The sequence below is a fragment of the Neotabrizicola paludis genome (assembly GCF_044142105.1).
In the GTDB taxonomy this organism is placed as follows: domain Bacteria; phylum Pseudomonadota; class Alphaproteobacteria; order Rhodobacterales; family Rhodobacteraceae; genus Pseudogemmobacter.
Map to the genome: position 1 here is coordinate 250,289 of NZ_JBGTYM010000001.1, position 23,030 is coordinate 273,318.

Annotated in this window: 22 protein-coding genes; 16 read left to right on the plus strand and 6 right to left on the minus strand. The window is 65.1% G+C overall.

Features of this window, described 5'->3' with window-relative positions:
- Positions 1–16: 16 nt before the first annotated feature.
- The 3 genes from ACED67_RS01210 to ACED67_RS01220 all read left to right on the plus strand — a co-directional run bounded on the left by ACED67_RS01210 (position 17) and on the right by ACED67_RS01220 (position 1,868).
- Positions 17–250 carry an acyl carrier protein gene (locus ACED67_RS01210; protein WP_225029692.1) on the plus strand — a complete coding sequence of 78 codons (234 nt, stop codon included), beginning with the start codon at positions 17–19 and terminating at the stop codon, positions 248–250.
- Positions 251–365: 115 nt separating this feature from the next.
- Positions 366–857 carry a DUF3592 domain-containing protein gene (locus ACED67_RS01215; protein ID WP_395539624.1) on the plus strand — a complete coding sequence of 164 codons (492 nt, stop codon included), beginning with the start codon at positions 366–368 and terminating at the stop codon, positions 855–857.
- A gap of 72 nt (positions 858–929) precedes the next feature.
- Positions 930–1,868, plus strand: a complete 939-nt coding sequence (locus ACED67_RS01220; protein WP_395539625.1) for an arginase family protein — start codon at positions 930–932, stop codon at positions 1,866–1,868.
- 99 nt (positions 1,869–1,967) lie between these two features.
- Here ACED67_RS01220 and ACED67_RS01225 read toward each other — a convergent pair whose 3' ends face one another.
- From ACED67_RS01225 to miaA, 6 genes are all read right to left on the minus strand, one after another.
- A complete protein-coding gene (locus ACED67_RS01225; RefSeq protein ID WP_395539626.1) occupies positions 1,968–4,046 on the minus strand; it encodes a dipeptide ABC transporter ATP-binding protein in 2,079 nt (692 codons plus the stop codon).
- 89 nt (positions 4,047–4,135) lie between these two features.
- Entirely contained in the window at positions 4,136–5,299 is a 1,164-nt protein-coding gene (locus ACED67_RS01230; protein ID WP_395539628.1) for an ABC transporter permease, read from the minus strand.
- Between the two features lie 12 nt (positions 5,300–5,311).
- Positions 5,312–6,397: an ABC transporter permease gene (locus ACED67_RS01235; RefSeq protein ID WP_395539629.1), complete on the minus strand. Its 1,086-nt coding sequence runs from the start codon at positions 6,395–6,397 to the stop codon at positions 5,312–5,314.
- Positions 6,398–6,594: 197 nt separating this feature from the next.
- Positions 6,595–8,241: an ABC transporter substrate-binding protein gene (locus ACED67_RS01240; RefSeq protein ID WP_395539630.1), complete on the minus strand. Its 1,647-nt coding sequence runs from the start codon at positions 8,239–8,241 to the stop codon at positions 6,595–6,597.
- A 268-nt stretch (positions 8,242–8,509) separates the two neighbouring features.
- The gene (locus ACED67_RS01245) at positions 8,510–9,313 is read right to left on the minus strand and encodes an AraC family transcriptional regulator (RefSeq protein WP_395539631.1); all 804 of its coding nucleotides are present in this window, start codon (positions 9,311–9,313) and stop codon (positions 8,510–8,512) included.
- A gap of 167 nt (positions 9,314–9,480) precedes the next feature.
- Positions 9,481–10,356, minus strand: coding sequence for a tRNA (adenosine(37)-N6)-dimethylallyltransferase MiaA (gene miaA / locus ACED67_RS01250; RefSeq protein WP_395539632.1), 876 nt, complete (start codon positions 10,354–10,356; stop codon positions 9,481–9,483).
- 154 nt (positions 10,357–10,510) lie between these two features.
- Here miaA and pyrH point away from each other — a divergent pair, with 154 nt between their 5' ends.
- The 13 genes from pyrH (at position 10,511) to lpxB (ending at position 22,968) form a co-directional block, all read left to right on the plus strand.
- Positions 10,511–11,245, plus strand: coding sequence for a UMP kinase (pyrH, locus tag ACED67_RS01255; RefSeq protein ID WP_395539633.1), 735 nt, complete (start codon positions 10,511–10,513; stop codon positions 11,243–11,245).
- 171 nt (positions 11,246–11,416) lie between these two features.
- The gene (frr, locus tag ACED67_RS01260; protein WP_395539635.1) at positions 11,417–11,980 is read left to right on the plus strand and encodes a ribosome recycling factor; all 564 of its coding nucleotides are present in this window, start codon (positions 11,417–11,419) and stop codon (positions 11,978–11,980) included.
- A 9-nt stretch (positions 11,981–11,989) separates the two neighbouring features.
- The gene (gene uppS / locus ACED67_RS01265) at positions 11,990–12,730 is read left to right on the plus strand and encodes a polyprenyl diphosphate synthase (protein WP_395539637.1); all 741 of its coding nucleotides are present in this window, start codon (positions 11,990–11,992) and stop codon (positions 12,728–12,730) included.
- On the plus strand, positions 12,727–13,524 hold the full coding sequence (locus ACED67_RS01270; RefSeq protein ID WP_395539638.1) for a phosphatidate cytidylyltransferase: 798 nt from the start codon (positions 12,727–12,729) through the stop codon (positions 13,522–13,524). Before uppS ends, ACED67_RS01270 begins: the two co-directional genes overlap by 4 nt.
- Positions 13,525–13,537: 13 nt before the next feature.
- The gene (gene dxr, locus ACED67_RS01275; protein ID WP_395539639.1) at positions 13,538–14,725 is read left to right on the plus strand and encodes a 1-deoxy-D-xylulose-5-phosphate reductoisomerase; all 1,188 of its coding nucleotides are present in this window, start codon (positions 13,538–13,540) and stop codon (positions 14,723–14,725) included.
- 2 nt (positions 14,726–14,727) lie between these two features.
- Positions 14,728–16,053 (plus strand): RIP metalloprotease RseP, encoded by a 1,326-nt coding sequence (gene rseP / locus ACED67_RS01280; RefSeq protein WP_395539640.1) that lies wholly within the window; start codon positions 14,728–14,730, stop codon positions 16,051–16,053.
- Between the two features lie 99 nt (positions 16,054–16,152).
- Positions 16,153–16,290, plus strand: coding sequence for a hypothetical protein (locus tag ACED67_RS01285; protein ID WP_395539641.1), 138 nt, complete (start codon positions 16,153–16,155; stop codon positions 16,288–16,290).
- Positions 16,291–16,501: 211 nt separating this feature from the next.
- The gene (bamA, locus tag ACED67_RS01290; protein ID WP_395539642.1) at positions 16,502–18,850 is read left to right on the plus strand and encodes an outer membrane protein assembly factor BamA; all 2,349 of its coding nucleotides are present in this window, start codon (positions 16,502–16,504) and stop codon (positions 18,848–18,850) included.
- 1 nt (position 18,851) lies between these two features.
- Positions 18,852–19,574 carry an OmpH/Skp family outer membrane protein gene (locus ACED67_RS01295; protein WP_395539643.1) on the plus strand — a complete coding sequence of 241 codons (723 nt, stop codon included), beginning with the start codon at positions 18,852–18,854 and terminating at the stop codon, positions 19,572–19,574.
- 115 nt (positions 19,575–19,689) lie between these two features.
- The gene (fabZ, locus tag ACED67_RS01300; protein WP_395539644.1) at positions 19,690–20,151 is read left to right on the plus strand and encodes a 3-hydroxyacyl-ACP dehydratase FabZ; all 462 of its coding nucleotides are present in this window, start codon (positions 19,690–19,692) and stop codon (positions 20,149–20,151) included.
- 3 nt (positions 20,152–20,154) lie between these two features.
- A complete protein-coding gene (gene lpxA, locus ACED67_RS01305; protein WP_395539645.1) occupies positions 20,155–20,961 on the plus strand; it encodes an acyl-ACP--UDP-N-acetylglucosamine O-acyltransferase in 807 nt (268 codons plus the stop codon).
- Positions 20,958–21,767: an LpxI family protein gene (locus ACED67_RS01310; protein ID WP_395539646.1), complete on the plus strand. Its 810-nt coding sequence runs from the start codon at positions 20,958–20,960 to the stop codon at positions 21,765–21,767. Before lpxA ends, ACED67_RS01310 begins: the two co-directional genes overlap by 4 nt.
- A gap of 22 nt (positions 21,768–21,789) precedes the next feature.
- Positions 21,790–22,968 (plus strand): lipid-A-disaccharide synthase, encoded by a 1,179-nt coding sequence (gene lpxB / locus ACED67_RS01315; RefSeq protein WP_395540447.1) that lies wholly within the window; start codon positions 21,790–21,792, stop codon positions 22,966–22,968.
- The last annotated feature ends 62 nt before the right edge of the window (positions 22,969–23,030 follow it).

Here is a 23,030-nt window from a genome sequence, read left to right on the forward strand (position 1 = left end):
AAGGTAGAGGACGAAAATGAGCGATATCGCCGAGCGCGTGAAGAAGATCGTTGTCGAGCATCTGGGCGTCGAAGCGGAAAAGGTGACCGAGAACGCCTCGTTCATCGACGACCTGGGCGCGGATTCGCTGGACACCGTTGAACTGGTCATGGCCTTCGAGGAAGAATTCGGCATCGAGATCCCGGATGACGCCGCCGAAACCATCCAGACCTTCGGCGACGCCGTTTCGTTCATCTCGAAAGCCGCCTGAGCCATTTCTTCCCCGATGGGAAGCGGAAGGGGTGCCGGTTCGGCGCCCCTTTTGTTTTGGCGTCTTGTCACGGGCCGCGGGTGATCCAATATCTGCCGGGGGCTTGGGGACAAGGGTGAGAAGCTTTCTGACGGTCATCCTTCTTGCAGGTCTGGGCGTCGCGATATGGGCGCTGGCGGGCCTGTGGTCCGAGGCGCAAAGCTATCGCTGGCGGGCGGTGCCGGCGGTGATCACGCAAAGCGACCTGACGATTGCGTTCACCGTCAGCAGCGTCGCTGCGGCATCCGCCGCTCCGACAAGCCAACGCATCCTGCATTGGGATTTCGCCTATGCCTATCGGCTTGATGGGATGGACTATACGGGGCGCCGCATTCACTGGACGGATATCTGGCTGGGGCCGGAGGCGCAGATGCGCGAACGGGCGGCGGCCTGGCCAGAGGGCGAAAAGGTGACGGCCTGGGTGTCGCCGGACGATCCCTCGGTTGCCGTGCTGGTGCGCGGCGTCTCGGCCGGTTCGGTCGCCTTTCTGGCCTTCGGCCTGGGCAGTGCCTGGGGGATGTGGTTTCTGGCGCGCGGGCTTGGGGCGAAAAGACGCCTGCGCGGATAGAGGCACTATCCGGCGCTTGTCATGTACCTGTCCGGGACGGCAAGGTGGGCCCATGGCAGAGGAGAGCGGCAGATGGCGATGCTGGGCACGATGTTCGGGGCGGGCGCGGTCGAGACCTTTCTCGGCCTGCCGAAATGCCGCGACCTGTCGCGGATGAGCGCGCAGATGGCGGTGATCGGGGCCGATGGCTGCACGCCCTATCCTTCGGTCGGCTTTTATTGCGCGGGCGGGCCAGAGGCGATCCGGGCAGCGGCGGCGGTCTATGCCGCGAACCTTCATCATGTGAATTTCGATCTGGGCGGGCCGGTGCTGCCCGAGGGCATCAGCGCGGTCGATGCTGGCGATCTGCCGCAGGACGAGGGCGATCCGGTGGGCAACCGGGCGCGGATCTTCGGTGCGGTGAGCCAGGTGCTGGACCGCGGCGCGGTGCCCCTGCTGATCGGCGGCGATGACAGCCTGCCGATCCCGATGATCGAGGCGTTCGGCGCGCGCGACCGCCAGGTCCATATCCTGCAGATCGACGCCCATATCGACTGGCGCGACGAGGTGGGGGGCGAGCGGCTGGGGCTGTCGTCCACCATGCGGCGCGCCAGCGAGATGGCGCATGTCGCCGGGATCGTGCAGGTCGGCTGCCGGGGCATCGGCAGCGCCCGGCCAGGCGATCTGCAGGATGCGCTGGACTGGGGAGTAGAGTTCGTGCCCGCGGGCGAGGCGGTGCGCGGCGGCGTGGGCCGCGCGGTCGACCTGATCCCCGAGGGGGCGGAGGTGATCATCTGCCTGGACCTTGACGCACTGGACCCTTCGGTCATGCCCGCGGTCATCGGGCGTACGGCCGGGGGCCTTGGTTATTGGCAGGTGCTGGAGCTGATTGCGGGCGTTGCGGAAAAGGCGCGGATCGCGGGGTTCGACATGGTGGAATTCATGCCCGAACGCGACATTGACGGGCAGGGGGCGACGGTTGCCGCGCAGCTTCTGGCGGCGGTGATGGGGATCGTGGCGCGGCAGGAATGAGGGAGATCCCATTTTTGGCGATGGCGCGACCGGACCGGCGCAGGGCCGGGCTGGCGGGCCCGCCGCTCACGCTGTGCCGGCGGGGCTGAGGCGGAGCCGCTATTCGGCGGCGATCTTGATGACAGGCTCCATCTTGGCAAGGATTTCGCGGCTCAGGTGACATTTGACCTGATGACCGCCTTCCAGCTTCTGCACCGGCGGCACCTCCTTCTCGCACAGGCCGCCAGGCACCTGCGATTTCCAGCGGCAGCGCGTCTGGAAGGGGCAGCCGGGCGGCGGGTTCATCGCCGAGGGGATGTCGCCTTCCAGCACGATGCGTTGTTTGGTGACATGCGGGTCGGCGATCGGCACGGCCGAGAGCAGCGCCTCGGTATAGGGGTGATAGGGCGGCGAGAAGACCTGTTCGGTCGTCCCCATCTCGACCACATGGCCAAGATACATGACCATCACCCGGTCCGAGAGATAGCGCACGATCGACAGATCGTGGCTGATGAAGAGAAGCGTGGTCCTATTCTCGCGCTGGATGTCCATCAGCAGATCGGTGACGGCGGCCTGGACCGAGACGTCCAGCGCCGAGACCGGCTCGTCCGCGACGACGACCTTGGCCCCGCCCGCAAACGCGCGGGCGATGCCGACGCGCTGCTTCTGCCCGCCCGAAAGCTGGCGCGGCATGCGGTCGGCGAAGGCGCGGGGCAGCTTCACCAGATCGAGAAGTTCCAGCATCTTCTGTTCACGGTCGGCATCCGAGCTGCCCTTGCCGAAGATCTCCAGCGCCCGGATGATCTGCCGACCCACGTTCATCGATGGGTTCAGCGTGTCGAAGGGGTTCTGGAACACCATCTGCACCTTCGACACCGTATCGGCACCGCGCTTCTGGATCGGCGTGGACTGGACATTCTCGTCAAACAGCATGATCGAACCGCTGGTGGCGGTTTCCAGCCCCATCAGGACCTTGGCGAAGGTGGATTTGCCGCAGCCCGATTCGCCCACGATGGCAAGGGTCTCGCCCTCATGCGCCTCGAAGGAGAGGGTCTCGTTGGCCTTCACCACCTTCTTCATTCCGCCGCCGAAGGCGCCGGTCGAGATGGAATAGTATTTTTGCAGGTCTTCCATCTTTAGCACCAGCCGCCCGACCGGCGCCTTCTCGCGGACCTTGCGGGCCTTGGGCGGGGCGTCCCAGTCGATCTCCTGCCATTTCAGGCAGCGCGTGGCATGGCGGTCGCCCGGCACCGCATCCATCGCGATCTCATGCGCGTCGCAGCGGCCCTTCTCGAAATAATCGCAGCGCGGGCCAAAATTGCAGCCCGGCGGGCGTTCATGCGGCAGGGGGAAATTGCCGGGGATCGAGATCAGGGGGCGCGAATTCTTGTCGGCGCCGGGCAGCGGGATCGAGCGGAAGAGCGCCTGGGTATAGGGATGGCGCATTTCGGTGAAGACCTCGGCCACATTGCCGGTTTCCACCGCCTCACCGGAATACATCACGCAAAGCCGGTCGCAGACATCCAGCACAAGGCCGAGGTTGTGCGAGATGAAGAGCATCGACGTGCCGTATTTATGGCCCAGATCCTTGACCAGATCGACGATCCCGGCCTCGACCGTCACGTCAAGCGCGGTGGTCGGCTCGTCCAGGATCAGAAGTGCGGGCTTGGCCATCAGCGCCATGGCGATGACGATGCGCTGCTGCTGGCCGCCGGAAAGCTGGTGGGGGTAGGAGTTCAGCATCCGGTCGGGGTCGGGCAGGCGCACATCGGCGACGATCTGGCGGGCAAGAGCCCAGGCCGCGGCCTTGTCCATGCCCTGATGGATGATCGGCACCTCGGCCAGTTGCGCGCCGATCTTCATCGCCGGGTTCAGCGAGGCCATCGGCTCCTGATAGATCATCGCGATTTCCGAGCCACGGATCTTGCGCAGCTCATTCTCGTTCAGATTGGTGATGTCGCGGCCCTTGAACTTGATCGTGCCACCGACGATGCGGCCGTTCTTTCCAAGATCGCGCATGACCGCGAGCGCGACGGTGGATTTTCCGCAGCCCGACTCGCCCACAAGGCCCATGGCCTCGCCGGCCATGACCTTGCAGGAGAAATCCATCACCGCCGGAATTTCACGCAGGCGGGTGAAGAAAGAAATCGAGAGATTGTCGATCTCGAGGATCGGTTGCGACGGGTCCCAGCTTTCCATGGCGTTTTCCTTTGGCGAGGTCGGGACCGGGGGCCAGCCCCCGGACCCCCGGGATATTTAGGAACAAGTGAAGGGCAGGGCGGCGCGCATCAGTCTTTCAGGCTTTCTTCGCGCAAGCCGTCGGCAAGGAGGTTGAGGCCGAGGACAAGGCTCATCAGGGCCAGCGCGGGCACAAGGGCCGGGTGCGGGAAGAGCGCCAGAAGCTTGCGGCCAGAATTGATGGTCGAGCCCCAGTCCGGGCTTTCGGGCGAGACGCCGAGTCCGAAGAAGCCGAGCGTGCCGAGCAGGATGGTGGTATAGCCGATCCGCAGGCAGAAGTCGACGATCAGCGGCCCGCGGGCATTGGGCAGGATTTCCCACAGCATGATGTACCATGGGCTTTCGCCGCGGGTCTGCCCTGCCGCCACATAGTCGCGCGACTTGATGTCCATCACCAAGCCGCGGACGATGCGGAAGACGCCGGGCGAGTTCACGAAGACCACCGCCACGAAGACGTTGAGCAGGTTGGGGTCCATGGCGAAGACGCCGATCGGGTCGGCGTTGAAGGCAAGGCCCGCATAGGCCCAGAGGCCCAGGGCAAGCGTCACGCCGACATAGAGGTTCCGGCGCGGCGGGTTGGTGCGAAAGCGCGAGTCGAAAAGGACGACAAAGAACACGATCGGGAACAGGAACAGGACCGCCGCGAAATACATCGGGATGCCGGTCTGGACGATCTCGGGCGTCACCAGAAGGTAAAACAGCAGGATGACCGGGAAGGCCAGAACGAGATTGGCGAGGAAGGAGAGGAACGTGTCGAGCTTGCCGCCGAAATAGCCGGCTGGCAGACCCAGCGTCACGCCGACCATGAAGGCGAAGATCGTCGCCGCCGGGGCGATTTTCAACACATCGCGCGCGCCCATCACCATGCGCGAGAAGACATCGCGGGCAAGCGCGTCGCCGCCGAAGAGATACCAGGGGTAGACGCCCTCGGCCGGGTTCTTGACCGGCACGCCGGGCAGCGCATTCTTCATGCCCGACAGCTGCGCCAGCGGGTCATGCGTGATGATCAGCGTCGCGAAGAAGGCGGTGCAGATCCAGAAGAGGACAATGGCAAAGCCGACCATGCCGGCATTGCTGTCGAAAAGTTTGCCGTAGAGGCCAAGCCTGCGTTTGAAGCGGATCGAGACGGCGAAGACGATCGCCATGGCCAGCCAGACCGGGGCGAATTGCCAGACGGCGCGGGCGATGATGCTGCCCCAGGAGAGTTCTTCCATCTTTGTCTCTCCTTACGACAGGCGGATGCGCGGGTTGAGGAAGACATAGCCGATGTCCGAGATCAGCTGCGTCACGAGGACGACGAAGACCGCGACGACCGAGCAGGCGAGAAGCATCTGGATGTCGTTATTGCCGGCGGCCTGAACCAGCGTCCAGCCGAAGCCCTTGTAGTTGAACAGGGTCTCGACGATCACGACGCCGTTCAGAAGCCAGGGGAATTGCAGCATGATCACGGTGAAGGGCGCGATCAGCGCATTTCTCAGCGCGTGTTTCATCACCACCTGGCGGAAGCCCACACCTTTCAGTCGCGCGGTTCGGATATATTGCTGCGACATGACCTCGGTCATCGAGGCGCGGGTCATCCGGGCGATATAGCCGATGCCATAAAGTGCGATGGTCATGACCGGCAACGCGAAGTTCCAGAAGGTGATGCCATCCATGGCGCTGGTCGCGGTGCCCTGGAACAGCGTCTTGCCCGAGATCAGCCCGGCATCGGCCAGCATGGGCGATATGCCGGTCGTGGCCGAGGCGAGAAGGGCGATGAAGATGACGCCCGAGACATATTCCGGCGTCGCGGTCGAAGCGATGGCAAAGGTCGAGAGCGCCCGGTCGGTGCGGCTGCCCTCACGCATGCCGGACAGGACGCCCAGGGCCAGAGCGGTGGGGACCATGACGATCATCACCCAGAGCATCAGAAGCCCGGTATGGCCCAGGCTGCGCGCGAGAACCTGGCTGACGGGCTGCTTGAAGACGGTGGACCATCCCCAGTTGCCCTGCAGGATGCCGCAAAAGCGCGGCGCGGTCTCGGGCGTCAGTCCCGTGGTGATGCAGCGGCCGCGCACCGAGCCATCCTCGGCCGTCACGACCCAGCCGGGCACGACGCCCAGCCATTGTCCGTAGCGGCTGAGCATCGGCCCGGAATGGCCGTTGTTCTTGAGCCAGCTCTCCACCGCCTCGTCCGACATGCGCACAGAGCCTTCGGATTTCGCGAGCTTTTCCAGGTTGGGCGGCAGGTTCGTCAGCATGAAGACGATGAAGGTCAGCGCAAGCGCTGTCAGAAGCATCACGCCGATGCGGCGCAGGATGAATGAGGACATGGCTTCCTTGTTCCCGCGTGGATGGGAGAATGACGGTTAGCCCGGCCTGCAACCGAAAACGCCCCGTCTAACCCGGTCGCCAAGCGGCACCGGGACGGGTCGGGGAGAGCGCAGCCGAAGGAAAGGTGACGAAACAGGCGTGTCGGGGCGGGGGAAGGGTGCACCCTTCCCCCAGAAACAGGCTGAGGCCAGAGAGATCAGGCCGCGATCCACCACTTGTACTGGTGGTGTTCGAAGGTCGCATGCATGTCGGCGCCCTTCACCTTGGGATCGAAGTGGCGGTAAATCGAACGCCAGTAGGGCTGCACCAGAACGCCCTGCTCCTGCATGATCTGCTCAAGCCGCTCCATCGTCTTCGACCGTTCGGCGGCATCCTCGATTGCCATGGCCTTGCCGAGCAGCTCGTCGAACTCCGCGTTCGAGAAGGCGGCTTCGTTCCAGGCCTCGCCCGAGCGGTAGGCGAGCGCGAGGATCTGGACGCCCAGCGGGCGCATGTTCCATTCCGTGCCCGAGAAGGGGTATTTGAGCCAGTCGTTCCAGAAGGTCGAACCCGGCAGAACGGTGCGCTTGATCTTGATGCCGGCGTCACGGATCTGGGCGGCGACAGAGTCGCAGGTTGCCGCCTGCCAGGCGTCGTCGAGCGAGATCAGCTCGAACTCGTGGTCGATCATGCCCGCCGCCTCGATTGCGGCCTTGCCGGCGGCAGGGTCGGTCACGACCGGCGGAAGTTTGAAATATTCCGGGTGGATCGGGCAGACATGGTGGTTTTCGGCCACGGTGCCCAGGTTGGAATAGCCAAGCTCGAGCACGACGTTATTGTCGACGCAGGAGATGAGGCCCTTGCGGACATTCACATCCTTGTATTCCTCGGCATCCTGGTTGAAGCGCACCGCGATCGTGGCGGCGGTGACGGCTTCGGACTTGGTCCAGCCAAGCGCATCGAGCTGTTCGATGAATTCGCCGACCGACTGGTAGGTGGCATCGATCTCACCCGAGGCGGCGGCGTTCACATCGGCGGACGGGTCGGTGCCAAGGTCGATATACTCGATGCGGTCGAGATAGGGCCCGCCATAGACATCGGTGCCCCACCAGGGTTGATCGGCCTTGACCAGAACCTGTTTGACGCCGACGTCGTTGGTTTCCGGCTTGTAGGGACCGGTGCCGATCGGGTTCACCGAGGGGTCGCCATTGTCGTAGGATTTATGAACCACGGCGGCGGGATAGTCGGCCATGCCGACGATCACGGTGATGTCGGGGCCGTTCAGCACCAGCTTGACCGTCGAGGCATCGACCACGGTGATCGCGCCTTCCTTGGCGGTTTTCTTCTCGGCATCCATCAGGCTCGACATGCGGCCGGCCATCGAGTTGCCCTCGACATTGCCGTCGCACCAGCGGGTGATGTTGTTGGCCACGTCCTCGGCGGTGAAATCGTCGCCATTCGACCATTTCACGCCCTGGCGGACTTTGAGCGTGTATTCCGAAGCGTCGGCATTGGCTTCCCAGCTTTCCAGGAGCATGCCGCGCAGCGAGCCGTCATTGTTGTACTCGACCAGATATTCCAGCCAGCCACGGGTGAAGTTGGCGATCTGGCTCCAGTCGGCGGTGCGCGGATCCTTGAGACCCTTGGTCTCCATCGACATCCGCAGTGTGCCGCCGGCGACTGGGGTCTCCTGCGCCTGGGCAGGTGCGGCGAGGCCAAGAAGGCCATAGGCCGCAGCGGCCGAAACGCCCAGTGCAGAGGTGCGCACCAGGAACTCGCGGCGGCTCAACGCGCCCGTGCGGCATTCCTCGGCGTACATACGGGCGGCCGGATGAACGGGCGTCGCCTCGATCTTGTGGTGCATGTCTTTCTGTCTCCCTGTCAGGCACGGGTTATGCCGGCGTGGGCGCCGGACATTCATGCGAAAAGGCTGCGCCGATTGTCCTTCGGGTTTGTTCCGAAGCCCGGGCTTGATGCCGGATGGCTGCCGTCCGATCCAATGCCATTGCGCATCTTTTCGGCCCCGACGTCAACGGCCATATCAGACAGGTCATTGGGCGTTCGCGACATCGCTTGCCGATAAACGACGCCCCCTTGTCGCTGCCTAAACTTGCCGCCCCTGGCGGCCGAGGTCAAGGCGCGCGGCGGAAATCGGTGGGAGAGCGGCCGGTCAGGTGCTGAAAGGCGCGGGTGAAATAGGCCGCCGAGTTGAAGCCCAGATCTTCGGCGATCTTGCGCACGGGAAGGCGGGTTTCGGTCAGCAGACGCCGCGCCTCGAAGATACGGCGGTCCTGGAGCAAGGCACTGGCGGGCCGGCCGCAGGCGCTGTTGCAGCAGCGGGTCAGATGGGTGGGGGTAACGCCCAGTTCGGCCGCGAAATCGGCGACGCCATGACCGCTGCGGAAGTCGCGCTCCAGAAGCTCGGTATAGCGCGCGACAAGGCGGCGGGTCGCATCGGGACGGACGGGCTGGCTCTCGGCCTCGGCCTTGCGGGCCTGACGCTCGATCCAGACCCCCATCAGCCCCAGATAGTGCCGCGTGGCGCGGTCATGGGCCGGAACGTCCGAGGTCATCTCGCGCAGGATGGCGTCGAGCAGGATGTTCAACTCTTGCTGGGCATGAACCTCGCGGATGCGCAGATGCAGGGGCTGCACGGGTAGGGTGACGTCGCAATCGCGCCCAAAGAAGACGGCCGTGCCAAAGACCTGCGGGCCTGCCTCGAACCCATGCATCACTCCGGCGGGGATATAGATCGCATTGTTCGCCGTGTAGCCACGCGTCTGGCCCTGCACGGTGATCCGGCCCTGACCCTTGGTGAACCACAGGAAACAGGGCTCGGACAGGGCCCGCATCGCCTCGACCCGCCAGCGTCCGCCGGCCGCGAGGCGGGGAATTGCCACAAGGCGAAGCTGCGAGAGCGAAGAGAGATCCGGCATGGGCAGGTCGTCCGTTCAACTGAGACTTCAAGTTACTTGTCCATGCCACGCAAACCAAAGCGAAAAGATGGCAAGGTCAAGAAAGTTATCCACAGGTGGTGCGAAACCTGTGTACAAGCCTGGGGGCAAGTCGGGATCGTGCCGGTCAAGCGCTGCTGATTTGTCGTCTATCCGGGGACAATCTCGCGCCAATCGGCCATTTTGGAGCGGAACCATGTTCTTTGGCGCTTGGCATAGCGGCGCGAGGCCAATTTCGCGGCGGCGATCGCCGCATCAAGCGAAAGATCGCCTGTCAGATGAGCGATCAGTTCCGGCGCCCCGATGGCGCGTGACGAGGGGAGGCTCGGGTCCCATCCGGGGAGGGCGGCGCGGGCCTCGTCCAGCGCGCCCTCGTCCATCATCGTCTCGAAACGTCTGGCGATCCGCGCGTCGAGCCAGGGAGTCGTAGGGCGCAGGACAAGTGCCTCGACGCACTCGAGAGGCAAGAGGGGCGCGCCCGTGCCGTCCTGCCAGCTGGACAGGCTGCGCCCTGTGGCTTCTTGCACTTCCCAGGCGCGCTGGACGCGCGCGGGATTGCGCAGGTCGGTGCGGGCGGCGGTGACCGGGTCAAGGGCGGCGACCATCGCGGGCAGATCGGCCAGCCGCAAGGCGTCGCCCCGGGCGCGGATCTCGGGCGGGATGGGCGGAATTTCTGCCAGGCCCTTGGTCAAGGCGCTGAAATAAAGCCCGGTGCCGCCGACGATGACGATGGGTTGGTCGAGCAGCTTCGTCGCCTCGCGCAGCCAATGGCCCACCGAATAGCTCTCTGTTCGTTCGATATGGCCGTACAGCGCATGGGGCAGCGCGGCCTCATCCGCGATGCTTGGCCGCGCGGTCAGAATGCGCCAGCAGTCATAGACCTGCAACGCGTCGGCATTGACGATGATCCGTCCGTCGCGGGCGGCGATCGCCATCGCCAGCGCCGACTTGCCGCTGGCCGTCGGCCCGGCGATCAGCACCGGTTTTTCGCGCGAAATCGCGGCGAGGCTTCCCTCTGTTGTCATCCTGGCCCAAATATCCCGGCGCGCGGGAGCGAGGCCCCCGGGTGTTGTAGCGGGCGTTGCGGCACCGGGCCTGTCGTTCCCCGGTTGAACCCCGGGGCGTTTTCCGACATTTTGCGCCGCAATCCAAGTCCCAGCCCAAATCAGGGGGTTTCCCATGTCCAGCCCAGCCGCCGCCGCGCCGGTGAAATATCGTCGCGTGATGCTCAAGATCTCGGGCGAGGCGTTGATGGGCGATCTGGGTTACGGGCTGCACCCGCCAACGGTGCAGCGCATCGCGGCCGAGGTGAAATCGGTCCATGATCTGGGTGTCGAGATTTGCCTCGTCATCGGCGGCGGTAATATCTTCCGCGGCCTGGCGGGTTCGGCCCAAGGGATGGAGCGGACGACCGCCGATTACATGGGCATGCTGGCGACCGTCATGAACGCGCTCGCCATGCAATCGGCGCTTGAACAGATCGGCGTCTTCACCCGCGTGATCAGCGCCATTCCGATGGATCAGGTCTGTGAACCCTATATTCGCCGCCGCGCCGTGCGCCATCTTGAAAAGAAGCGGGTCTGCATCTTCGCCGCCGGCACCGGCAACCCCTATTTCACCACCGACACGGCGGCGACGCTGCGCGCCAATGAAATGGCCTGCGAAGCGATCTTCAAGGGCACCAAGGTGGACGGCGTCTATGACAAGGACCCGCGCAAATTCGCCGATGCCAAGCGCTACGAGACCGTGACCTATGACGAGTGCCTGGAAAAGCACCTGGGCGTGATGGATTCCACCGCCATCGCGCTGGCGCGGGACAACAGCCTGCCGATCATCGTCTTCTCGCTGGACGAGCCCGGCGGCTTCCGCGGCATCCTTGCGGGGCAGGGGACCTATACGCGGGTCGAGGGCTGAGCGTGCCCGGAGGTTTTCGAGAAAGCCGGGCCAGAGCCTTTGAAGGTTCAGGCGCGGTTTCTTGGAAGAAATCGTCTCATCACGCCACCTGCACGACACCTGCGGCTTAGCTGCTTTGATTTTCCCGCCGACCCTCGCTAGAAGGGGGCGAAATGCCAAGGGGACATGAACATGTCTGACGATTTCGAACTCGACACTGACGACCTCACCCGCCGCATGGAAGGCGCCATCGCCAGCCTGCGCACCGAATTCGCCTCGCTGCGCACCGGGCGCGCCTCGGGCTCGATGCTGGAGCCGATCCATGTCGAGGCCTATGGCCAGATGACGCCGATCAACCAGCTTGGCACGGTGAACGTGCCCGAGCCGCGCATGGTCACCATCAACGTCTGGGACAAGGGCATGGTGTCGAAGGTCGAGAAGGCGATCCGCGAGTCGGGCCTTGGCATCAACCCGCAGCTCAATGGCACGATCATCATGCTGCCGATTCCCGAGCTGAACGAACAGCGCCGCCGCGAGCTGACCAAGGTCGCCGCGCAATATGCCGAACATGCCCGCGTCGCGGTGCGCAACCTGCGCCGCGACGGCATGGACCAGATCAAGAAGGCCAAGGGCAACGGCCTGCCGGAAGACGACCAGAAGTTCTGGGAAGACACGGTGCAGGAAATGACTGACCGCTATATCAAGCTGGTCGACCAGACGCTTGAGACGAAACAGCAAGAAATCATGCAGGTCTAGGCACCGCGCATGGCTTTCGCCTCCGCCTCTGCCCCCGTTGTGCCAGCCCGTCAGGCGGGCCATGTCGCCATCATCATGGATGGCAATGGCCGCTGGGCGCAGATGCGCGGCTGGCCGCGGCTGGTGGGGCATCGCAAGGGCGCCGAGCGGGTGAAAGAAATCGTCCGCGCCGCACCCGATCTGGGGATCAGCTGGCTCACGCTTTACGCCTTCTCGACCGAGAACTGGAAGCGCTCGACCGAAGAGGTTCTGGGCCTCATGGCGATCTTCGCCCGCTATATCCAGCGCGAGGCCGAGGGCATGGCGCGCGAAGGTGTACGGATGCGCTTCATCGGCGACCGCTCGCGCCTGGATCCGAAATTGCAGCGGCTGATGGCGGGGATCGAGGCGAAGACCGCGCATCTGACGCGGCTGAACCTGACGGTCGCGATCAATTACGGCGGCCGGGACGAGATCCTGCGGGCGGTGCGGGCGATTGCCTGCGAGGCGGCGGATGGGCGGCTTGACCCGGCCGATGTCACCGATGCGGCCTTTTCGGCCCGGCTGGACACGGCGCAACTGCCCGATCCCGATCTGGTGATCCGCACCAGCGGCGAGACGCGGACCTCGAATTTCCTGCCCTGGCAGGCGGCCTATGCCGAATATGAATTCACCGAGACGCTCTGGCCCGATTTCAGCCCGGCCGAACTGGGCGCAATCCTCGCCCGCTTTGGCAATCGCGAGCGTCGCTTTGGCGGGGTGCTGAAATGACGTCTGACCGCTGGGCAGATTTGCGGCCGCGGCTCATCTCGGCGGCGGTGCTGATCGTGATCGGGGCGGTGCATATCTGGATCGGGGGGCGGCTGTTCCTTGGGCTTCTGTCGCTGCTGATCGGGCTGATGATCTGGGAATTGGCGAGGATGACCGGGCGGGGCGGTCCGGCCTGGCTGCCGGTCGTGTTTGGGCTTGCCGCCGGGCTGATGCTGGCAGTGGACGAGGGGATCGACAATTCTCCGGCCTGGATCCTGTTTCCGCCAGTGGCACTTGCCGTCGCGCTGACCCCGCGCATCCTGCCTGCGGCGACCGGGCTTCTGGCGCTGGCCTATCTGGCGGCGGGCCACGGGATCTTTGTGATCCGCGACGAGGCGGGTCCGGCGCTGTTCCTCTGGGTTCTGGGCGTCGTCATCATGTCTGATGTTGCGGGTTATTTCGCCGGTCGAACCCTGGGCGGGCCGAAATTCTGGCCGGCGATCAGCCCGAAGAAGACCTGGTCGGGCACCATCGCGGGATGGGCGGGGGCCTTCCTTGTCGGGCTGGGGTTCTGGCTCGCGGGGCATGGCAGCTGGCTTCTTCCGGTTCTGTCGCCCTTTGTCGCCTTTGCCGGGCAGATGGGCGATATTGCCGAAAGCTGGATCAAGCGCCGTGCGGGGGTGAAGGACAGCTCGAACCTGATCCCTGGCCATGGCGGGGTGATGGACCGTTTCGATGCCCTTGCGGGCGCGGTCCTTTTCGTTGTGGCGCTGCAACCGCTGGTGCCGCTGGTCATGCTCTTGGGCGCGCCCTGAGGAGAGGCAGGCCATGCGGCGGATTTCCATCTTCGGCGCCACCGGCTCGGTCGGCGAGCAGACGGTCGATCTGATCCTGCGCGCGGGCGGGCCTGCAGCCTATGAGACCGTCGCCGTGACGGGCGGGCGCAATGTGGCGCGGCTGGCCGAGATCGCGCAGGCGCTGCGGGCCGAGATCGCGATTTGCGGCGAAGCCGCCTGTTTGCCGGAGTTGCGGGCGGCGCTTTCGGGCAGCGGCATCGCTGTGGCGGCGGGTCAGGCGGCTTTGGCCGAGGCGGCGGCGCGGCCAGCCGATTGGGTGATGAGCGCGATTGTCGGCGCGGCCGGGCTGGTGCCCGGACTGACGGCGCTGGAACAGGGGGCGACGCTGGCCTTGGCCAACAAGGAAAGCCTTGTGACGGCGGGGCCGTTGCTGATGGCGGCGGAGCAAGCCCATGGCGGACGGGTCCTGCCGGTCGACAGCGAACATTCGGCGATCTTCCAGGCGCTGATGGGCGAGAAGATCGAGACGGTCGAGCGCATCATCCTCACCGCTTCGGGCGGGGCGCTGCGCGACTGGCCACTCGAGCGGCTGGCGCAGGCGACCGTCGCCGATGCCTTGGCCCACCCGAACTGGGCCATGGGACAACGGATCACCATCGATTCGGCCTCGATGTTCAACAAGGCGCTGGAGGTCATTGAAACACGCGAGTTTTTCGGTGTGGCACCCGAACAGATCGAGGTGATCATTCACCCGGAATCGATCATCCATTCCATGGTCGGTTTCCGAGACGGGGCGGTGATGGCGCATCTGGGCGCGCCCGACATGCGCCACCCGATCGGCTTTGCGCTGAACTGGCCCGAGCGCGCGGCGCTGCCGGTCGCGCGGCTGGATCTCGCGGCGCTGGCGCAGCTGACCTTCCGCGCCCCGGATCCGGCGCGCTATCCGGCATTGCGGCTGGCGGGTGAGGTGATGCGGCTACGCGGACTGGCGGGGGCGGCCTTCAACGCCGCCAAGGAGATCGCGCTGGATCGGTTTCTGGCGGGCCAGATCGGTTTTGCCGAGATGGCCGGCGTGGTCGAGGACGTGCTCACGCTGCTTTCTGCGGCGGGCGGCCTTGAAAAACCCGCATTCGGGCTTGAGGACGTGCTGGCCATGGACCATCTGGCAAGGATCAGGGCGGGTGAAGCCGCCGAAGCGCGGCGGCGAAAGGGCGGTTAGGCATGGATATTCTGGGGATGCTGGGCGGCGGCGTCTGGTCGGCGGTCTTCTTCGTGATCGCGCTGTCGATCATCGTCGCCATCCATGAATATGGCCATTACATCGTCGGGCGATGGTCTGGCATCCATGCCGAGGTCTTCTCGCTGGGTTTTGGCCCGGTTCTGGCCAGCCGCACGGACAAGCGTGGCACCAAATGGCAGATCGCCGCGATTCCCTTTGGTGGTTACGTGAAATTCCTGGGCGATGCCGACGCCTCTTCGGTGACGAATGAGTTGCGGCCGGGCCTCTCGGCCGAGGAGAAGCGGCATACGATGGCGGGCGCGCCGCTTTGGGCGCGGACGGCAACCGTGGCCGCCGGACCGGCGGCGAATTTCATCCTGACCTTCGCAGTGCTGCTGGGTTTGATCCTGACCATGGGTATCGCGCAGGACGAGCCGACCGTCGGCAAGCTGAAACCCATTCCGCAGGAACAGACGCTGCGGGAAGGCGATGTGATCCTGTCCCTGAACGGCCAGCCCACCCCCGATAGCGAGGCCTTTGCCGCCGCGATCAAGGCCTTGCCCGGCACGTCTTCGGTCGCGGCCACCGTGCGGCGCGACGGGCAGGATGTGGTGCTCGACACGCCGAATCTGCAACCGGCGCTGGTGTCGAGCGTCCAGGTCAAATCTGCCGCTGTCGATGCAGGGCTGCGGGCGGGTGACGTGATCCTGCGCGCCGATGGCCGCGATCTGGTGACATTTACCGATTTGCAGAATGTCGTGTTCAATTCCGAGGGCAAGCCCGTCCCGCTGACCGTCTGGCGCGATGGCAGCACCTTCGATGTCACGCTGACCCCGCGCCGCCGCGATGTTCCGACCGAGGATGGCGTGGGCTTCGAGACGAAATGGTTGCTGGGCCTGACCTCGGGCCTGACCTTCGACATGGCGACGCGCAATCCCGGCGTGGTCGAGGCGCTGGGACTGTCAGCACGTCAGATGGGCGACATGGTCGTCACCACCTTTTCGGGGCTTTGGCATATGGTGGCGGGGCGCATCTCGACCTGCAACATGTCGGGCGTGATCGGCATGGCCGAGGTCATGGGCGATGCCGCGAAGCAGGGCTTGTCGACTTTCTTCACCATGCTGGCCGTCCTGTCGCTGGGGGTGGGGATCTTGAACCTGTTCCCGATCCCGGTTCTGGATGGCGGGCACCTGGTCTTCCACGCCTGGGAAGCCGTCACGGGCAAGCCGCCTTCGGACGGCGCGCTGCGCGGGCTGATGACGGTGGGGCTGACCCTTCTGTTGTCGCTGATGGCCTTCGCGCTGCTGATGGACGTCACCTGCGTCTGACGGCGTGCTTCGCGCGGATTTTTCGCGTTCTGGCTGTATGGGTCATTTTCCCGCCGCAATCGACGCGTAGCAGGGGGCCATCAGAATGAGGCCTTCGCCATGCAACTTGTCCAGCGCCGCTTTCCGGGTATCACGCTTCTGCTGAACGTGAATGCCGACCGTCTGTTCACGGTTGGCACGGTCATCCTTGGCCTTCTGGCCGGGGCTTTCCTGGGCACCGCCTTGGTGGGCCACTGATCCCGCCGGGTTTTCTGCCTTCGGCCTGATCTGGCTGTGCTGCCTCGGGCGGCACCTGCGGTCATTCTTGGACATCCAGGGCGGGTTTTCTCCCGGAGTGGCCAGGGGAACACCATATCTGCCAAACTTCTCGAACGGGACCGCAGCCTTTTGACAAGACTGGCCTTTCCGGCTACTCAGTCCAAAAGAGCATTTCACGGTGGGGCAGAGCATGCGCAAGGCAGTTGGTTTCAAAGCGCGCAGGGGGAAGACCGGAGCCGGTCGCCTTCCCGTCACCAAAGTTGCAGCCGCCGCCGTTTTTCTAGGGCTGGCAGGGGTTTCCGCGCCCTATATCTCTCCGGCTTTCGCTCAGAGCTTTGCTTTCTCCAATGTGCAGGTGCAGGGGAACGAGCGTGTCGATGCTTCGACGATCATCGCCTATGCCGGAATCGCCCGCGGGCAAGAGGTTTCGGCGGGTGCGCTGAACGACGCCTATCAGCGGATTTTCGCCTCTGGCCTGTTCGAGACGGTCGAAGTTTTGCCGCAGGGATCTACCCTGGTCATCAAGGTCAAGGAAAACCCCTTCGTCAACGCGATCAGCTTTGAGGGCAATAAGCGGATCAAGGATGAAGAGCTGGCCGCCCTAGTCCAGTCGCAGACCCGCCGCGTCTTCAATCCGACCACCGCCGAATCCGACGCTGCCGCCATTGCCGAGGTCTACCGCGTCCGCGGCCGCATGGCGGCGACGGTCGAACCGAAGCTGATCAAGCGCGACGGCAACCGGGTCGATCTGGTCTTCGAGATCGCCGAAGGCAAGGTCGTTGAGGTCGAGCGTCTGTCCTTCATCGGCAACCGCGACTTTTCTGACCGCCGCCTGCGCCAGGTCCTGCAGACCAAGCAGGCCGGCGCACTGCGGGCCTTGATCCAGCGCGACACTTTCGTGGCCGAACGGCTGGAAGTCGACAAGCAGATGCTGCGGGATTTCTACCTCTCGCGTGGCTATATCGACTTTCAGGTTCTCGACGCTTCGGCCGAAGTTTCGCGCGAGCGGGACGCATCTTTCGTGACCTTCACAGTCCGTGAGGGCCTGCCCTACGCAATCGGCAATGTGACGACCGTGTCAGAGGTCGAGGGCCTGGACGCGAGTGAGTTCGCGGCCGTCCAGAAGATCAAGACCGGCCAGACCTTCAATCCGGCCCTGATCGACAACAACGTTGCCCGGATGGAGAATCTGGCGCTGAAGAAGGGCCTGAACTTCATTCGGGTGGAGCCGCGTTTCACGCGCGACGACCGCAACCAGCGCATGAATGTCGAATTCGCCGTGGTGCGCGGCAAGCGCGTCTTTGTCGAGCGCATCGATATCGAGGGCAACGCGACCACGCTGGACGAAGTGGTTCGCCGCCAGTTCCGCACGGCAGAAGGCGACCCCTTCAATCCGCGGGAAATCCGTCAGTCGGCCGAACGCATCCGCGCACTGGGCTTCTTCTCTGATGCGCAGGTGAATGCCGATCCGGGCTCGTCGCCCGACCAGGTCGTGGTCAATGTCGATGTGCAGGAAAAGCCGACCGGGTCATTGGGCTTTGGCCTGAGCTATTCGGTCTCGGGCGGAACCGGGGTGAACCTGTCTTTCTCCGAGGGGAACTTCCTGGGGCGCGGACAGTCCATCGCGCTGTCGATCTCGTCCGGGACGGATAACCAGAACTCGTCCTTCAGCTTCACCGAGCCGGCGCTTCTGGGCCGCGACCTGCAATTCAACGTGTCGGGCAATTACACCACGACCGACAATCAGGACGCACTCTACAATACCAAGGACATCGGCCTTGGCTTCGGTCTCGGCTTCCCGCTGACCGAGCAGTCGAGCATCAATGTCCGCTACAGCATCTCGCAGAACGAATTGTCGGATTATTCCGGCGACTCGCCGATCATCCAGCGCGAAGAGGCGCAGGGATCGCTGATCTCGAGCGCGATTGGGCTCAACTACCAGTTCGACAATCGGATCACGGGTTTGAACCCGGATTCGAGCATACTTCTGCGCTTCGGCCTGGAAATGGGCGGGCTGGGGGGCGACACCAAGTTCCTGACCGCCACGACGCTTGCCGTGGCCGAGCGCAAGGTCTGGAACGAGGAAGTCACGCTGCGCGCGATCTTCGAGGGTGGGATGATCCATGACCTTGGCGATACCGGCACCCGTGTGACGGATCGCTTCTTCGGCCGTGGCAAGATCCGTGGCTTCGAGCCGAATGGGATCGGACCGCGCGACGGCACCGACTCGGACGCTCTGGGCGGCAATATGTTCGCGGTTGCCCGTCTCGAGGCCGACTTCCCCCTGGGCCTGCCCGAGGAATACGGCATCACCGGCGGCGTCTTCGCCGATATCGGCACGGTCTGGAGTCTGGACGACACGATGGGACTGGGTGGGGCTACGGTCGATGACGGCTTCAAGCCGCGTGTCGCGGTGGGTCTGTCCTTCCTGTGGGACACGCCGCTCGGGCCGCTGCGCTTCAACTTCTCCAAGGCTCTGGTCAAGGAAGACTATGACAAAGAGCAGAGCTTCGACCTGGCGATCTCGACCAAGTTCTGAGATGGGGCCGCTGGCGCGCCGCGCCTCTGCCCGGCTAGCCCGGGCAAGGCGCATCTGCGGTTCTGTGCTGCTGGCCATGATCGCGGCGCTGCCTCTGCAAGTGGCGGCGCAAGAGAGTGTGGCGCCCACGCCCGACGAAGCCCCGGCCGCGACGCTGCCTTCGCCCATCGTCACGCTGGATCAGGAGCGCTTTTTCCGCAGTTCCGCCTATGGCAAGGCGGCACTTGCCCGGGCCGAAGCGGAAGCGGCGGCCCTCTCTGCCGAGAATCGCAAGATCGAGGCCGCGCTCGAGGCCGAGGAACGCGACCTGACGACCCGCCGCGCCAATCTGAAGCCCGAGGAATTTACCCCGCTGGCCAATGCCTTCGACACCAAGGTCGAAGAGATTCGGGCGGCGCAGGACGCCAAGTCGCGCGCGGTTACGCGCCACCTGGAGGAAACCCGGCAGAAATTCTTCGAAAGCGCGGTTCCGGTTCTGGCCGATCTGCTTCGGGATACGGGGGCAGTCGCGATCCTTGCGGATAATGCGATCATCCTGTCGCTTTCGTCGCTGGACATCACCGATGAGGCCGTGGCGCGGATGGATATCGCTTTGCCGGACCTGCCACCCGAGGAGCTGGATGCCGCGCCTGCCGAATTGACGCCGACGCCGGCCGAACCGCCAGAACCGCTGTTGCAGGGACCGGCGCCCACACCGCAGCCGACGGCACCCGCAACGCCTTGATATGGCGCGGTCCGGGCGGCAGCGACTGCCGCGCCGCGCGCTCGGGGAACTTGCCCGCCCGGTTTCAACTTGATAGCAGGATTGCAGACAGCAAGCCCAAGGGAGGACGCGCAACGTGGATACAGGTGCCGTCACATCAGCCGATCTTGATCTGATCCAGCGGATCATCCCCCATCGCTACCCGTTCCTTCTGATCGACAAGGTCAAGGATGTGGTGCTGAACGAGGGCTGCGTCGGGGTGAAGTGCATCACCTTCAACGAGCCGCAATTCCAGGGCCATTTCCCAGGCATGCCGATCTTTCCCGGTGTGATGATCATCGAGGCGATGGCGCAGACTTCGGGGGTGCTCGTGGGCCTCTCGATGGATCTCGTCGACAAGAATGCCAAGGTCTTCTTCATGGGCGTCGACGGGGTGAAATTCCGCCGCAAGGTCGTGCCGGGCGATCTACTGGAGCTGCATGTCAAGGCGCTGCGCGGCGGCGGCAAGGTGTGGAAATTCGAAGGCCGCGCCATGGTCGGCGACGAATTGGCCTGCGAGGCCACTTTCACCGCCATGTTCGATCTGCCGAAAGCCTGAGGCATGAAGATCCACGGCACCGCGATCATCCATCCCTCGGCCGTTGTCGAGGACGGCGCCACCATCGGTCCTGATTGCATGATCGGCCCCTTCGCCTATGTCGGCGGCGAGGTCACGCTGGGCCGGGGCGTCACGGTGAAAAGTCATGCCGTGGTCACCGGCTGGACCGAGATCGGCGACGAGACCACCATCTTCTCCTTCGCGACGGTCGGCGAAGTGCCGCAGGACCTGAAATACAAGGGTGAACGGACCCGGCTGGTCGTCGGCGCGCGCTGCCGCATCCGCGAGGGTGCGACGCTGAACCTGGGCACCGAGGGCGGCGGCGGCGTGACGCGGGTGGGCGATGATTGCCTGATCATGACCGGGGCGCATGTCGGCCATGATGCCCAGATCGGCAACCGGGTGATCCTGGTCAACCATGTCGCCATCGCGGGCCATTGCGTCCTGGGCGACGATGTGATCGTCGGCGGCTTGTCGGGGGTGCATCAATGGGTGCGGATCGGGCAGGGCGCGATCATCGGCGCCGTCACCATGGTGACGAATGACGTGATCCCCTATGGACTTGTGCAGGCGCCGCGTGGCGAGCTGGACGGGCTGAACCTGGTGGGTCTCAAGCGCCGGGGCGTCGACCGGGCGGGAATCGCCGCGCTGCGCGCCGCCTACCAGACGCTGGCGCAAGAGGATGGGGCGTTCCTCGACCGTGCGCGCAAGCTGGCCGAGGACTCTGACAATCCGCTGGTGCGCGAGATCGCGGATTTCATCCTGGCCGATAGCGACCGCAGTTTCCTGACGCCGAAAGGCGCCAAATGACACTGGCGTTGATCGCGGGGGCAGGGGCCCTGCCCGCGGCGCTGGCGGCGAACCTGCTCGCGCGGCCCTTTGTTGCGGCGATGGAGGGGTTTGCGCCGGAAGGTCTGGCGGTGGACCTGGCTTTCCGCATCGAGAGACTTTATCCTTTTTTCAATGCCTTGCACGATGCGGGCGTGACGCAGGTGGCGTTTGCCGGGGCCGTGCGGCGGCCGCGGCTGGACCCGGCGCTGTTCGATCCGGCCACGGCGCAGATCGTGCCGCGCCTGATGCACACGCTGGCGCAGGGCGATGACGCGACGCTGCGCGAGGTGATCGCGCTGTTCGAGGAAGAGGGATTTGCCGTCACCGGGGCGGCCGAGATCGCGCCTGCGCTGGTGCCGGGCGAGGGGCTGCTTGCGGGCAGCCTGACGCCGCGCGATCAGGCCGATGCGGCGCGGGCTTCGGCAATTGCCGAGGCCCTGGGCCGGGTCGATGTCGGGCAGGGCTGTGTCGTGGCGCAGGGCATCTGCCTGGCAACCGAGACCATTGCTGGCACCGATGCGATGCTCGCGCAGGTCGCGGCGCTGCCCGAGGGCCTGCGCCCGCCCGCCCAGGCCGGGAAGGGCCTGCTCTACAAGGCGCCGAAACCCTTGCAGGACCGCCGTATCGACCTGCCCACGCTTGGCCCCGCCTCCGTGGCCGCCGCCGCGAAGGCAGGTCTTGGAGGCATCGCCTGGGAGGCCGGCGGGGTGATCTGCCTGGACCAGCCCGCGATGAAGGCGGCGGCTGACGAGGCGGGACTATTCCTCTGGGCGCGCAAGCCGTGAGCCGGTCGTTGTGACCGCCCCCCTGACCCTGTTTCTAATTTCCGGTGAACCCTCGGGTGACCGTCTGGGTGCTGCCTTGATGGCCGGGCTCAAGGCCCTGGTGCCGGGAGTGATCTTTGCCGGGATTGGTGGGCCAGCCATGCAGGCGGAGGGGCTGGAGAGCCTTTTCCCGATGGAGGAACTGTCGGTCATGGGGCTGGCTGAAGTGCTGCCCAAGTATTTCCACCTCAAGCGCCGGATCGTACAGGCGGCAGAGGCGGCGATGGCAGCGAATCCTGCGGCGCTGATCACCATAGACAGCCCCGATTTTTGCTTGCGCGCGGCCGCGCTGGTGCGGGCCGCGCGGCCCGAGATCGCGACGATCCATTATGTCGCGCCTTCGGTCTGGGCCTGGCGGCCGGGCCGGGCGGCGAAAATGGCGCGGGTCATCGACCATGTGCTGGCGCTTTTGCCCTTCGAGCCGCCTTACATGACCGATGCAGGGATGAGTTGCGATTTCGTGGGGCATCCGGTGGTGTCGGAGCCGGTGGCGACCGCTGCCCAGGCCGCGGCCTTCCGGCAGGCCCAGGGCATTGCCGCTGATGCGCCGCTGGTCGTCGCGCTGCCCGGCTCGCGCCGATCCGAGATCGGGCGTTTGCTCACGCCTTTCGGGGGCGCGCTGAGATTGCTCGCCACGCGCCATGCCGGGCTGCGCGTCGTCTTGCCAACGCCGCGCCATCTGGCCGAAGAGGTCGCTGCCGCGACGCAGGACTGGCCGGGACGGCCGGTGATCCTGACCGCGCCCGATGTGGACACGCGGACAGCTGCTTTTGCGGCGGCGGATGCGGCATTGGCCGCCTCGGGCACGGTCAGCCTGGAACTGGCGGCGCAGGCCTGCCCCATGGTCATCGCCTATGACATGGCGCCGGTCACGCTGTGGCTGATGCGGCGCATGGTGCGGGTGGATACGGTGACGCTGGTCAATCTTGTGTCCGAAACCCGCAGCGTGCCGGAATTCATCGGGCGCGATTGCACGCCCGAAAAGATCGCCCCCGCGTTGTCGGGCCTTCTGGACCAGGGGCCGGGCGCGCAGGGCGAGGCGATGGCGGTGACCATGGACCGGCTTGGCCGCGGCGGCGAGGCACCAGGAGTGCGGGCCGCGCGCTCGGTGCTGGCGGCGCTGGCGCGGGCGGGCAAGACTGGCTCTATTGCGGCAGACTGACTGGCCCTAAGCCTTGATCCGGTGCGGCGGTAGAAGCTTGCACAAGACGGATCAGGGAGTGA

What these genes read in the sequence shown, in the direction of transcription:
- ACED67_RS01210 (WP_225029692.1), top strand. Translation starts at nt 17, where the DNA reads ATGAGCGATATCGCCGAGCGCGTGAAGAAGATCGTTGTCGAGCATCTG.
- ACED67_RS01220 (WP_395539625.1), top strand. Translation starts at nt 930, where the DNA reads ATGGCGATGCTGGGCACGATGTTCGGGGCGGGCGCGGTCGAGACCTTT.
- ACED67_RS01225 (WP_395539626.1), bottom strand. Translation starts at nt 4,046, where the DNA reads ATGGAAAGCTGGGACCCGTCGCAACCGATCCTCGAGATCGACAATCTC.
- ACED67_RS01230 (WP_395539628.1), bottom strand. Translation starts at nt 5,299, where the DNA reads ATGGAAGAACTCTCCTGGGGCAGCATCATCGCCCGCGCCGTCTGGCAA.
- ACED67_RS01235 (WP_395539629.1), bottom strand. Translation starts at nt 6,397, where the DNA reads ATGTCCTCATTCATCCTGCGCCGCATCGGCGTGATGCTTCTGACAGCG.
- ACED67_RS01240 (WP_395539630.1), bottom strand. Translation starts at nt 8,241, where the DNA reads ATGCACCACAAGATCGAGGCGACGCCCGTTCATCCGGCCGCCCGTATG.
- ACED67_RS01245 (WP_395539631.1), bottom strand. Translation starts at nt 9,313, where the DNA reads ATGCCGGATCTCTCTTCGCTCTCGCAGCTTCGCCTTGTGGCAATTCCC.
- miaA (WP_395539632.1), bottom strand. Translation starts at nt 10,356, where the DNA reads ATGACAACAGAGGGAAGCCTCGCCGCGATTTCGCGCGAAAAACCGGTG.
- pyrH (WP_395539633.1), top strand. Translation starts at nt 10,511, where the DNA reads ATGTCCAGCCCAGCCGCCGCCGCGCCGGTGAAATATCGTCGCGTGATG.
- frr (WP_395539635.1), top strand. Translation starts at nt 11,417, where the DNA reads ATGTCTGACGATTTCGAACTCGACACTGACGACCTCACCCGCCGCATG.
- uppS (WP_395539637.1), top strand. Translation starts at nt 11,990, where the DNA reads ATGGCTTTCGCCTCCGCCTCTGCCCCCGTTGTGCCAGCCCGTCAGGCG.
- ACED67_RS01270 (WP_395539638.1), top strand. Translation starts at nt 12,727, where the DNA reads ATGACGTCTGACCGCTGGGCAGATTTGCGGCCGCGGCTCATCTCGGCG.
- dxr (WP_395539639.1), top strand. Translation starts at nt 13,538, where the DNA reads ATGCGGCGGATTTCCATCTTCGGCGCCACCGGCTCGGTCGGCGAGCAG.
- rseP (WP_395539640.1), top strand. Translation starts at nt 14,728, where the DNA reads ATGGATATTCTGGGGATGCTGGGCGGCGGCGTCTGGTCGGCGGTCTTC.
- ACED67_RS01285 (WP_395539641.1), top strand. Translation starts at nt 16,153, where the DNA reads ATGCAACTTGTCCAGCGCCGCTTTCCGGGTATCACGCTTCTGCTGAAC.
- bamA (WP_395539642.1), top strand. Translation starts at nt 16,502, where the DNA reads ATGCGCAAGGCAGTTGGTTTCAAAGCGCGCAGGGGGAAGACCGGAGCC.
- ACED67_RS01295 (WP_395539643.1), top strand. Translation starts at nt 18,852, where the DNA reads ATGGGGCCGCTGGCGCGCCGCGCCTCTGCCCGGCTAGCCCGGGCAAGG.
- lpxA (WP_395539645.1), top strand. Translation starts at nt 20,155, where the DNA reads ATGAAGATCCACGGCACCGCGATCATCCATCCCTCGGCCGTTGTCGAG.
- ACED67_RS01310 (WP_395539646.1), top strand. Translation starts at nt 20,958, where the DNA reads ATGACACTGGCGTTGATCGCGGGGGCAGGGGCCCTGCCCGCGGCGCTG.